6 protein-coding genes are annotated in these 12,568 nt (G+C 63.4%); 3 read left to right on the top strand and 3 right to left on the bottom strand.

Annotation, left to right across the window (positions count from 1 at the left end):
* The first annotated feature begins 267 nt into the window (after positions 1–267).
* Positions 268–1,965 carry a DUF4091 domain-containing protein gene (locus ACYQ6J_RS16590; RefSeq protein ID WP_460185310.1) on the top strand — a complete coding sequence of 566 codons (1,698 nt, stop codon included), beginning with the start codon at positions 268–270 and terminating at the stop codon, positions 1,963–1,965.
* 542 nt (positions 1,966–2,507) lie between these two features.
* Positions 2,508–4,571: a transketolase gene (gene tkt / locus ACYQ6J_RS16585; protein WP_460185309.1), complete on the top strand. Its 2,064-nt coding sequence runs from the start codon at positions 2,508–2,510 to the stop codon at positions 4,569–4,571.
* Positions 4,572–4,683: 112 nt separating this feature from the next.
* Here the strand turns inward: tkt and metH are convergent, their stop codons facing one another.
* Positions 4,684–8,490 carry a methionine synthase gene (gene metH, locus ACYQ6J_RS16580; RefSeq protein ID WP_460185308.1) on the bottom strand — a complete coding sequence of 1,269 codons (3,807 nt, stop codon included), beginning with the start codon at positions 8,488–8,490 and terminating at the stop codon, positions 4,684–4,686.
* 289 nt (positions 8,491–8,779) lie between these two features.
* On the opposite strand from metH, the gene ACYQ6J_RS16575 reads away from it, so the two are divergent.
* Entirely contained in the window at positions 8,780–9,616 is an 837-nt protein-coding gene (locus ACYQ6J_RS16575) for a sugar phosphate isomerase/epimerase family protein (protein ID WP_460185307.1), read from the top strand.
* 77 nt (positions 9,617–9,693) lie between these two features.
* Here ACYQ6J_RS16575 and ACYQ6J_RS16570 read toward each other — a convergent pair whose 3' ends face one another.
* Together ACYQ6J_RS16570 and ACYQ6J_RS16565 are read right to left on the bottom strand one after the other, a co-directional pair.
* Complete coding sequence (locus tag ACYQ6J_RS16570; protein WP_460185306.1) at positions 9,694–11,802, bottom strand: ATP-binding protein; 2,109 nt, start codon at positions 11,800–11,802, stop codon at positions 9,694–9,696.
* A gap of 75 nt (positions 11,803–11,877) precedes the next feature.
* On the bottom strand, positions 11,878–12,459 hold the full coding sequence (locus tag ACYQ6J_RS16565) for a YfiR family protein (protein ID WP_460185305.1): 582 nt from the start codon (positions 12,457–12,459) through the stop codon (positions 11,878–11,880).
* Positions 12,460–12,568 lie beyond the last annotated feature (109 nt).

The raw sequence follows: 12,568 nt of genomic DNA, 5'->3' as shown, positions 1-12,568 counted from the left end.
ACGACACGGGGGGAGGCTTCTCCGCACAATCGGCACGATCGATTCCCTGCGAAAATCTGCGGTCACCGCGTCCGTCCTTGCGGGGGGCGGTCGCGCCTTGCCGTCGGCGATTACCGGATTTAAGCTACCCAAACCGGCAAGACGTCATGAGGGAGGGGAGCGATGCACTTCGACCGATCGTCCGGTTATCTCCAGCATTCGGGCGATGGTTCCAGGGGCAATTGCGGCGGATCGGCATCGACGGGCGTTTTTAGGGAGGGTTCGTCCATGACTGCGGCAAAGTACTTTGCGCTGCTCGGGATCATGCTTTCGGCTTGGCCGGTTCAGGCGGAATTGCGGGTTTGGACCACGACCGCTACCGTCCGGGTGTTGCGAGACGATCCGCCGGGCGATACCGCGGAGGTGCGACTGTTCGCGGCACGAAACGAGTGGCGCGGCTTTCAAATCCTGATGCGGAGCGATCGGCCGATCGCCGGGATATCGGTCGCCGCCGGTAATTTGAGCGGGCCGAACGGCAGTGCACTGCCAAGGACCGCCGCCCGGTTGTATCGTCAACATCAGTTCGAATTGACCGCCGCCAGTCCGCGCAACGACCGATTCCGCGCCGGATGGTATCCCGATGCCCTGATTCCGGTTTTCCATCCCTTGACGGGAGCACCCTTGGAACCGGCACGGTACACGGCCATGCCGTTCGATCTGCCCGCCGAGCAGACGCACGGATTTTGGATCGATCTGTTCGTTCCTCGCGATGCGGCGGCGGGGACCTATCGCGGCGTCTATCGATTGACGGCGGAGGGGCAGGCGACGATCGAGATTCCGGTCTCGCTGACGGTCTGGAACTTTGCCCTGCCGGATGTGCCGACCGTTCAGACGGCCTTGGGGTCGCCCGCCGATCGGATGCGGGGATACTATCAGAAGCGAGCGCGGGCGGGGAAAGAGGAACCGCCCTCCGATTGGGCCGAGGTGGAAGAGCAATGCGCGGCCCTCGTCAGTGAGCATCGGATCAACGCCACGCCCCCCCGGCAGTGGTTGATTCCCGTGGAACAACCGGACGGTAGCTTTCGGATTCCGGAGGATCGCCTCGGATTGCTTCGGGATTTCGTGGACCGATACCATGTGAACGCCGTCCAAACGCCGCATCCGTCTTCGGTGATCAAGGATCCGGCGGCGGAACGCGATCGTCTGGGTGCATGGCTGGCCGCCTGGGACGCCGCCGCTCAAGCCTTGGATCGGCCCAACGTCGTCTTTTACACCTACCTCAAAGACGAACCGAACGATGCCGAAGCCTATCAGTACGTGCAGACGTGGGGGCGGGCGATCAAGGATTTTCGCTCTGCGTTGAAGGTCCTCGTTGTCGAGCAGACTTGGACGCAGGATGCGGCATGGGGCGACCTCTACGGAGCGGTGGACATCTGGTGCCCGCTCTTCTGTCTGCATCGACCCGAGAGTGCGCTGGAGCGGTTGGCGTTGGGGGAGACGGTCTGGACCTACACGGCCCTTTGTCAGGGCGCACGGCCGACCCCATGGTGGCAGATCGACTTTCCGCTGCTCCATTACCGCGTCCCGTTGTGGATGGCGTGGAACGACCGAATGCGAGGGATCCTCTACTGGGGAGGCATGGCCTACTGGGATCAGACGAACGACCCCTGGACCGATCCCTGGACCTACGGTCGACGGAGCGACGGCACCAGTCGGGTCTACAACGGCGAGGGGACGTTGGTGTACCCGGCCGGGCCGGCGGGCTACGAGGGCATCGTCCCCAGTCTTCGCCTCAAGGCCCTCCGCGACGGTATTCAAGATTACGAATACCTGGCCATGTTGGAGCGGGCAGGGCAACGCGCCGATGCCGAGGCGATCGTCCGAGAATTGACGACCTCTTTTTTCGCCTGGAACCCCGATCCGTCGGTATACGATCAGGCACGTCAACGCACGGCCGAGATTCTGCAACAGATCCAAGCGCCGTGAAGCCCCAAAAATCACAAGGCTTTCGCAGAGTTCCCACCAATGGAAACATCTCTTACTAGGGATTTAAGGAAGTGCCGAATCGGGTGGGGAGCGAATCCGAAGCAAAGTCGCCCGATTCGACGGGCCCTCCCCCCTCGGCATCCCCAGACGTCGCCGCCGCGATCTTTCCTCCACGTGTGGTCCGCGGCTTGTCGCTGACTGTGGAGTGCGGCGGCTTGCGGCCGCCGTTCAAAGCGGCAGTTTTGCTGCCGCACTCCAAACCCGCTCCCGCACTCCAGGCCTTTCGGAGGATTGATAGGGACATTTTTATTCACCACACAAGGCGGCATTCCTATTTACGGATGACGCCAGCGGGACACTGGGGTGCGTTGACGTCCACGGAGGCGGTTCCTACATTGAATTCTCCGCACATTTTGGCGCCCTGAACCTGCCCACGGTTCCCCGGCGACGGAAGCCTCGCTACAGCAGACTGCCGGGGGCGGGCGTGATGCCGCGGCACGCTTTTCGGTACGGGAGCAAGACCACAGATTCCGGGGGAAAACGTGAGTACGACGTCCGCATCCATCGAACGCTTGGCCATTGATACGATCCGAACGCTTTCCATGGACGCCGTGCAGGCGGCCAAGAGCGGGCACCCCGGCACGCCCATGGCCCTGGCGCCTGTGGTCTATTTGCTCTATCAGGAGGTCCTGCGGTACGATCCGTTGCGACCGGATTGGCCCAACCGCGACCGGTTCGTTCTATCGTGCGGGCACGCCTCGATGCTGCTTTACTCGGCCCTGCATTTGGCGGGTGTGCGTCAGTTGGGTCCCGGCGGCAAGCCGACCGGCGAGTTGGCCGTGCCGCTGGAACACATTCGGCAATTCCGTCAGTTGCACAGCCGTTGCCCGGGCCACCCCGAGTATCGCCACACCAGCGGCGTGGAGGTAACCACCGGCCCGCTGGGCCAGGGCGTAGCCGCGAGCGTGGGCATGGCGATTGCCTCGCGCTGGCTGGCCGCCCGGTACAACCGTCCGGAGTTTCCCCTTTTCGATTACAAGGTCTACGCCCTGTGCAGCGACGGCGATTTGATGGAAGGCGTGAGCGCCGAAGCCGCTTCGTTGGCCGGGCACCTTAAGCTGGGCAACCTGTGCTGGATCTACGACGACAACGGCATCACCATCGAAGGCCACACCGAATTGGCGTTCAGCGAGGACGTCGCCGCGCGATTCCGCGCCTACGGTTGGAACGTGCTGAAGGTGGATGACGTCAACGACCTGCCCGCGTTGAGGCAGGCGATTGCGGCGGCGGATTCGGCGAGCGAGCGTCCCACGCTGATCGTGGTCAAGAGCGTGATCGCGTGGGGAGCTCCCAACAAGCAAAATACGCACGACGCTCACGGCGCACCTCTCGGCGAAGAGGAGGTGCGTCTGACGAAGAAGGCCTACGGTTGGCCGGAAGACGCCCAATTCCTGGTCCCGCCCGAGGTGGTCGAGCATTTTGAGCAAGGCATCGGCACGCGGGGACCGACCCTGCGGGAAAAATGGGAGGCCTTGCTGGCGGCCTATGCGGGAAGCTATCCGCGCGAGGCGGAGGAACTGCGATGGATCGCCGCCGGGGAGTTGCCTCCGGACTGGGACGCGGACATTCCGGTCTTTCCGGCCGACGCCAAGGGTATCGCCTCGCGGGCGTCGTCGGGCAAGGTCTTGCAGGGCGTCGCCAAGCGCGTGCCCTGGCTCTTGGGCGGTTCCGCCGACCTGGCGCCGTCGAACAACACGCTGCTGGGCTTCGAAGGGGCGGGACACTTCTCCGCCAAAGACCGCGCCGGACGGAATTTCCACTTCGGCATCCGCGAACACGCCATGGGTGCGGCGGCCAACGGCCTAGCGCTCAGCGGTTTGCGACCGTACACCGGCACGTTCTTCGTCTTCAGCGACTACATGCGACCGGCCATGCGGTTGGCGGCCTTGATGGAGTTGCCGATCCTGTACATTTTTACGCACGATTCCATCGGCGTCGGCGAGGACGGCCCGACGCATCAACCGGTGGAGCATTTGGCGGCGCTGCGGGCGATTCCCAATCTGGTCGTCATTCGCCCGGCGGACGCCAACGAAACCGCCGAGGCGTACCGCGTCGCGCTGAGCTTGAAGGATCGGCCGGCGGCCCTCGTGCTGACCAGGCAGAACCTGCCCACACTGGACCGCTCGGTCTATTCTTCGGCGGAGGGATTGCAGCGGGGGGCGTACATCCTGCGCGAGGCGGAAGGCGGCAAGCCTGACGTGATCCTCATCGGCACCGGCAGCGAGGTCCACGTCTGTTTGGCCGCTCAAGAACTGTTGGCGAAAGACGGCGTGGCCGCCCGAGTAGTCAGCATGCCCAGTTGGGAATTGTTCGAGATGCAACCGCAAGACTACCGCGAGGCCGTGCTGCCGCCGCAAGTGGATCGTCGCGTGGCCGTAGAGGCCGCCATCGACCTGGGCTGGCACCGGTACATCGGACCGCGCGGGGTCTTCGTGGGCATGAGCGGATTCGGGGCTTCCGCGCCCGCCGGCGTGCTGATGAAGCACTTCGGCCTCACGGCGGAAAACGTCGCCGCCCAGGCCAAGCGGATCGCGACCGCCGACTGACTCACGCCGTCGCATCGCGTTTCCGGTGCATTTCCCGCTTCATTCACGGCGGGACGGACGGCCTCGCGAATCGACGGCGGTTCGGCGATCGCAAGGGAGAAGGTTCCGCCGATCAATCGGGATCATAGGCCAGGTTCGGCGCCAACCAACGCTCCACTTCGCGGACGGGCAGGCCTTTCCGCCGCGCGTAGATTTCCACCTGGTCGCGCTGAATGCGATCGACGGCGAAGTACCGGGCTTGGGGATGCGAGAAGTACCAGCCGCAAACGGATGCGGGCGGGTCCATGGCCAGGCTCTCCGTCAGACGGATGCCCGTCCGCTCCGTCGCCTCCAGCAGGCGAAACAGCGTTCTTTTCTCGGTGTGATCGGGGCAGGCGGGATAGCCGGGCGCCGGGCGGATGCCGCGATAACGTTCCTTGATCAGGTCCTGCCGCGAAAGTCGTTCCTCTCGGCCGTATCCCCAATCGCGACGGGCGATCTCGTGCAATCGCTCGGCGAAGGCCTCGGCCAAGCGATCCGCCAGGGCCTTGATCATGATGGCGGCGTAGTCGTCGTGTTGTTCCTCCATCCGCCGTGCCCACTCGACCGCCTCCGGACCGCTGGTCACGGCAAACGCCCCGAGGTAATCGCGGCGACCGCTTTCGATGGGGGCCACGAAGTCGGCCAGGGCATGGTAACACTCCTGCCCGCGCCGCCGCCACTGCTGCCGCAGCGTGAATACCCGCGCCACCGCCTCGGTTCGCGATTCGTCGGCGAAGAGCAGGATGTCGTCGCCGTCGGAATTGGCCGGCCAAAAACCGTACACGCCGCGCGGGCGAAACATCTCCTCATCGATGATGCGGCGGAGCATCCGACCGGCATCTTCCCACAGGGATTTGGCCTGCGCCCCCAACTTGGGATCGTCGAAAATCCGGGGGAACGTGCCCGGCAACTCCCAGGCGATGAAAAAAGGCGTCCAGTCGATGTATTCCGCCAATTCCGCCGGAGAGATCTCGACGGTCTTCACGCCTAAGAAGGAGGGCGCGGCGATCTCCACGGTCGCCCAATCGCAGGTGAATCGCTTGGCCGCCGCTTCGGCGTAGGGGACGATGTTGGCGGTCCTGCGGTCCGCATAACTCTTGGCGGTTTTTTCCTGCTCTCGACGCACCTCGGTCGCGAAGACCTCGCGATCGGCGGGACTCATCAAGCGTTCCACGACGGCGACGCTCCGCGAGGCGTCGGGTACGTGGACGGTCACACCGTCGTACTCGGGAGCGATCTTGACGGCGGTGTGTTTGGCGCTGGTGGTCGCCCCGCCGATGAGCAACGGGATGTTCATGCCGCGACGCCGCATCTCCTTGGCGACGTGGGCCATCTCCTCCAGGCTGGGCGTAATCAGTCCGGAAAGCCCCACGATGTCGGCGCCTTCCTGAACCGCAGTGTCGAGGATCGTCTCGCAGGGGACCATGACGCCGAGATCGACGATGCGGAAGTTGTTGCAGGCCAGCACGATCCCCACGATGTTCTTGCCGATGTCGTGGACGTCGCCTTTGACCGTAGCCAAAACGATGGTGCCGCGGTGCGAGGCTCCTCCCGCCTTCTTTTCGGCTTCCATGTACGGAGTCAGGTAGGCCACCGCTTTTTTCATAACCCGGGCCGACTTGACGACCTGGGGCAAAAACATCTTGCCTTCGCCGAACAGGTCGCCCACGACTTTCATGCCGTCCATGAGGGGACCCTCGATGACGGCCAGGCAGGACGGCAGGCGACGCCGAATCTCCTCCACGTCCTGCTCGATGAATTCGTCGATGCCGTGAACCAGGGCATGGCGGAGTCGCTCTTCGACGGGGGCTTCGCGCCAAAGCGTGCGAGTGGTTGCGGCGGCGTCCTTTTCAGGCTCCAGACGGGCGGCCAGGGCGATCAGTCGCTCCGTGGCGTCCGGTCGGCGGTCCAAGATCACGTCTTCCACGTGTTCGCGGAGTTCGGGATCGAGGTCTTCGTACACATCCAACTGGCCGGCGTTGACGATGGCCATGTCCAGCCCCGCTCGAATGGCGTGATAAAGGAAGGCCGAATGCATGGCCCGGCGGACCGTCTCGTTGGACCGGAAGGCGAAGGAAAGATTGCTAACGCCGCCGGATGTCTTGGCGCCCGGGCACATTTGCTTGATTTGCCGCACGGCCTCGATGAAATGGACGGCGTAGCGGTTGTGCTCCTCGATGCCCGTACCGATGGTGAGGATATTGGCATCGAAGATGATATCCTGCGGCGGAAAGCCCGCCCGCCGCGTCAGCAGATCGTAGGCCCGGCGGGCGATGCGGACCTTGTGCTCCACCGTAACGGCCTGACCCTCCTCGTCGAACATCATGACGATCACGGCCGCACCGTAACGACGAACAAGCCGGGCTTGGCGGAGAAACGCGTCTTCGCCCTCCTTGAGGCTAATGGAGTTCACGATCGGCTTGCCTTGGAGGCATTTCAACCCCGCCTCCAAAATCGACCATTTCGAACTGTCGATCATGATGGGGACGCGGGCGATGTCAGGCTCGGCCGAAATGCGGTTCAGGAACTCCGTCATGGCCGACTCGCCGTCCAAAAGGGCGTCGTCCATGTTGACGTCCAAGATGTTGGCACCCGCTTCCACCTGCTGCCGGGCCACGGCGACGGCCTCTTCGTAGCGGCCTTCGCGGACCAGTCGTGCGAATTTGCGCGATCCGGCCACGTTGGTCCGCTCGCCGATCAGCGTGAAGTTGCCGCCCGGCCGCAGCAACAAAGGCTCCAACCCGGCCAGCGACGTCCAGGGCGCAGGCTCCGGCGGGGTCCGCGGCGACTTGCCGGCTACGGTTTCGGCGATGGCGCGGATGTGCTCCGGCGTCGTGCCGCAACAACCGCCCACCATGTTCAGCCAACCCTCGGCGACGAACTCTCCCAACACCGATGCGGTCTGTTCCGGCGTTTCGTCGTAGCCGCCGAATTCGTTGGGTAAGCCCGCGTTGGGGTAACAGCTCGTCCACGTCGGGGCCAAGCCCGCAAGCTCCTCCACGAACGGGCGCATCATCGCCGCGCCGAGGGCGCAGTTGATTCCCACGCTGAACGGTCGGGCATGGGCGATCGAGATCCAAAAGGCCTCCAGCGTCTGGCCGGAAAGCGTGCGTCCGCTGCGATCGACGATCGTGCCCGACACCATCACCGGCACCGCTCGCCCGCGCCGCTCGAAAAGCTCTTCCACAGCAAATAGGGCCGCCTTGAGGTTCAGCGTGTCGAAGGCGGTCTCGAAAAGCAGCGCGTCCACGCCGCCGTCCAGCAAGGCCTCCGCCTGCTCGTAATACGCCGCGCGAAGATCGTCGAACCTCACCGCGCGATATCCGGGACGATTGACGTCCGGCGAAAGCGAGGCCGTACGATTGGTGGGGCCGAGGGAACCGGCGATGAACCGCGGACCGGGGCGACCGCCCTCGCGGGCAAGGGATTCCACGGCACGTTTGGCGCAACAGACCGCCGCCAGATTGATTTCCCGCACGCGGTCGCTCAAATCGTAGTCGGCCAGCGAAATGCGGTTGGCGTTGAACGTGTTGGTCGTCAGGATATCGGCCCCCGCCCGCAAATAGGCCGTGTGAATCTCCCTCACGGCGTCGGGTTGGGTAAGGCACAGCAAGTCGTTGCAGCCCTTCAGGGGGCGTTCGTGATCCCGCAGGTCCGCCGCCCGGGCATGCGTGGGGCACGAGCAACCGCCACCGCCCGTCGCGGAATTCATTCCCCGAAAAGCCTCTTCATCCAAACCCAGACGCTGAATTTCGGTCCCCATCGCCCCGTCGATGACGGCGATCCGCCGCCGCAACAAGGCGGAAAGCGGGTGGTCCGCATGCACCCCCGGCCATGCGGAAAACGAAGGCTCGGATCGCGAAACCTCGGCGGATTCCGCCGACTGCGTGGACGCCATGCTATTATCTTCCTTCCATTCCTGAAGCCGTTGGGAGGCCGTCCGTGCCGCGGCGAGCGCCGGAAACGCCCGCCGCATCGTGAGCCTCCGGTAATCCTACATTATATGCGGCATCCGCGCCGGCTTCGTTCGCGAGGCCATCGGCCGACGCTCGTCGGTCGCCTGTTCGCCGTCGCAGCGCAAGGGAGAGAATCCGTCGCACGCTCGGGCTATACTAAAGGTTTCGATCTCCGCCTGTGTCGTTGTTCCCGGAGATTCCCGCGATCGCCTTGCATTGGGAGGATTGGAGATGAGTCTTTCACGACGAGACGTGTTGCGAACCGCCGCGGCGGCGGGACTGTTTGCGGCGTGCGGCAAGTTGCCGGCCTGGGCCGCTGAGAAGAAAATTCCCATCGGCGTCCAACTCTATTCGGTCCGCGAAGCGGCAGCCAAAAATCTAGCCCGCGTGTTGGCGGCCATCAAGGAGATGGGCTACGAGGCCGTCGAATTCGCCGGCTATTACGGGCACTCCGCCGCCGATCTGCGCAAGATGCTGGATGATGCCGGCCTGAAATGCTGCGGCACCCACACCGGTTGGGACACTTTGCAACCGCAAAACCTGGCCGCCACCGTGGAGTTCAACCAGACTATCGGCAACAAGTATCTGATTTGCCCCTATCTCGCCGAGAGCTTTTTCGCAACCAAGGAGAAGGCCGTGGAAACCGCCAAGGTCTTCAACGAATTGGCCGACAAGGTCAAGGACCAAGGCATGCTGGTGGGCTACCACGCCCACGGCGGCGACTTCCGCAAATTGAACGGTGAAACCGCCTGGGAGGTGTTCTTCGCCGCGACCAAACCCGAAGTGGTCATGCAGATGGACATCGGCAACTGTCTGGGCGGCGGCGGCGACCCGTACGCCATCTTGGAAAAATTCCCCGGCAAGTCCAAGACCGTCCACCTCAAGGAGCACGGCGGCAAGCAAGGCGCCGTGATCGGCGAGGGCGACGTCGATTGGGAACGCGTTTTCAAGATTTGCGAAACCACGGGCGGCACCGAGTGGTACATCGTGGAGCAAGAGAGCTACGCGGGTGGGCCGCTCGACGCCATCCGCGGTTGCATCCAAAACCTCCGCAAGATGGGCAAGTGACGCCGATCCGCCGCGAACGCGGCTTGGTCTGAAAGGCACCGACCGAGAAGCGGTCTTGCGCCGCTTCCCGGTCTTTTTTAGATATGTCGGGCCGACAGATCGCCCGGCACTCCCTCTCGGCGGTCCTGGGTGACGTACTTCGCCACCATGTTGAGCAGTCCGGCCCGTTGGATGGGCTTGGAAAGATAGTCGTCGCAGCCAGCGGCCAAACAGACTTCACGATCTCCGTGCATGGCATGGGCCGTAATCGCGATGATGGGAACGCGGCACCCGCGCTCGCGGAGAATGCGACTGGCCTCATATCCGTCCAGGATGGGCATTTGCATGTCCATCAGGATGACGTCGAAAGGTCGGCCTTCCTTGGCGGCGGCTTCCGCGGCATCAACCCCTTCTTGCCCGCTCTCGGCGGTGACCACCTCGGCTCCCGCCTTCTTCAATAGGAACGAGATCAGACGCCGATTGTCCGGGCCGTCTTCCACGAGGAGCACACGCCCGCGGATGGTGACGGAAGCCGTTTGCGGAGAAGGCGAGTCGGGCGAGGATGCCTCGCGCCACTCGCGAATCCATTCCGCATTCGGCGCCGCCGCAGTCGGCAGTCGCAGGCGAAACGTGGAGCCTTTTCCCGGTTCGCTTTCCAGCAGAATCTCGCCGCCCAGCAATTCCGCCAAGCGCCGCGTGATGGTGAGGCCCAAGCCCGTGCCGCCGTAACGGCGCGACATCGAATCATCCACCTGCACAAAGGGGTCGAAGACTCTGGCCTGGTCTTCCGGCGCGATCCCGGGACCGGTATCGACGACGGCGAATTCGAGGATGCCTCGCACGGGTTGATCGCCCGCACGGGGCGGCTCGGCATCGCTTTCCGTCGAAGACGAATTCCCCGGGATACCGTGCCCGACGAACCGCAATTGCACGCGGACTCCTCCCTGTTCCGTGAATTTCACGGCATTACCCACCAGATTGAGCAGGATCTGCCGCAGCCGCATGGGATCGGTACGGACGAGCGAGGGCACCTCGCCGAGGCATTCCGCCGCGAGTGTGAGTCGCTTGGCCTCCGCCCGCGTCCGCAGGAGCGACACCACGTCCTGCATCAATCCAAGCGGGTTGCAGTCGGCGTCTTGGACCGCGAACTTGCCCGACTCGATCTTGGAAAGGTCGAGGATGTCGTTGATGAGGTCGAGGAGATGTGCGCCGTTGCGGCGTATGGTTTGGAGGTATTCGGTACGCGTTTCGGGATCGGTCGCGGGGTCCGCCAAAAGGTCCGTGTAGCCGAGGATCGCGGTCATCGGCGTGCGAATCTCGTGGCTCATGTTGGCCAGGAATTGGCTCTTGGCGAGATTGGCCTGTTCGGCGACCGATTTGGCCTCTTCCAAAGCCGCCGTCCTTTGACGGACCCGATCCTCGAGTTCGTCGTGGGCTTGCTGCAAGGCCTGTTGAGCGGCCTGCACGTAATCGAGCATGGAATTGAAACCGCACGCCAAGGCACCCAATTCGTCGGCGGAGCGTACCGGCACCCGTAGCGAATAGTCGCCGGTTTGGGCGATGGTCCGCATGACGTCCGTCAATTCCAGAATCGGCCGCGCGATGAAGTGCCGAAGCGGAACGGACATCCAAGCCGCGATCACTCCCGCCGCGGCGATCACGCCGATCGCCAATAACACTTGCACGAAGAATTGGCGCCGTGCATCGATCGGCTCCGCGCGGGCATAAAGGTAACCTACCGTCCGCCCTTTCTGCACCATCGGGCGCACCACCTCGATGAAACGTGCAATGCGCGTTCCGACGGGCATCGCCAAAGCGTTTGGCGCCTGGTAGAAGGTGGTTGCGTCACCGCGATTGGCATATTCGGCGAACAAGCATTTCTTACCGTCGTAAATGGCCGCCGTTTGCACCGATTTCTGAAGAGCCATGGCGGACAAAAGCTCCTCGGCGGTCGCGACGTCGCCGAATTCCAGCGCCGCCGTGGCATTGGCGCCGACCACGCCCGCCAGGGCCTCGATCTGACGGGCCTCCGATTCCATCAAAAGTCGAAGCTGCGTGGAAATGAAGGCCGCGCTGGTGATGGACAGAGCCACCCCCAGCGCCGCCGCCAGCAGAATCTGTAACTTTCTGCGAATCGGCGCGTCGGCGAAGCGTCGAGCGAGGGTGCATCCCAATCGCCAACCGCCTATCGTGAAATAGCGGATCATCGTTGCGCAGTTTTTTCGTTCGGTGCGCCGTCGCAAGGCGCTTCAGTTCCGTGAGGCGAAAACGGAAACACCGATCTATCGGGAACTTTTAGAGACGCGAGGCTCGGCGTCCAAGACGCGAGCGACCTGAAGCAACTTTGAGCTGACCTTGAGTTTCTTGGACTCGATCGCTCTCAAGGCCAGTTCCAGACGGAGCTTGTTGTCCTCGATGACGAATCGAACCTCGCCGCCCTCTTGAAGAAACTCTAGGTTCTCCCCGACGGTCAGGACGGGAAAATTCCGCGCCGATTGCAGCAATTTCCGCCGAAGGTCCGGATCGAGGGAACCGGGCAAGAAGAGTATCCGGTATTCCCTCGAAACGGTTTCCCCGTCCACGACGACCACTTGAAAGAGCGTCTCATCACTCTGTTGGGCGGCCTGTTGCAGGTAAGGGACCACGGGATGCCGCCCAACGACCGCGATCATGGGCGGGCGATTCGCGTCTTCGGCTTCCTCCGGCCAATCCACGTATCGCAAAAAGTTGGCCAAATAGGCCGCCTTGATTAGGTTTTCGCGATTGACCAACCCCTCTTGGGCATGGCCGGGGCGAACGAAGACGCACGGCAACAGCAACGCAACGAAATAAAGCCCCAACGACCCGGCAGAAAAGAGACGCACCGCGAGACTCCTCGGGCCTACCGCCCGCGAAGTCGCCACGCTCGTCCGTTTGCCCGCTGCGGTTGTGTCTGCCACAACCTTTTCTCCCATGTCTGCCCCGTCGTGCGAA

Source organism: Thermopirellula anaerolimosa (genome assembly GCF_054657335.1).
The sequence above is the reverse complement of the archived record's forward strand: the minus strand, read 5'-3'. Positions and strand labels throughout refer to the sequence as shown.

Excerpts from the sequence above, each read along its gene's own strand:
- ACYQ6J_RS16575 (WP_460185307.1), top strand. The coding sequence starts at position 8,780 with ATGAGTCTTTCACGACGAGACGTGTTGCGAACCGCCGCGGCGGCGGGA.
- metH (WP_460185308.1), bottom strand. The coding sequence starts at position 8,490 with ATGGCGTCCACGCAGTCGGCGGAATCCGCCGAGGTTTCGCGATCCGAG.
- ACYQ6J_RS16590 (WP_460185310.1), top strand. The coding sequence starts at position 268 with ATGACTGCGGCAAAGTACTTTGCGCTGCTCGGGATCATGCTTTCGGCT.
- ACYQ6J_RS16570 (WP_460185306.1), bottom strand. The coding sequence starts at position 11,802 with ATGATCCGCTATTTCACGATAGGCGGTTGGCGATTGGGATGCACCCTC.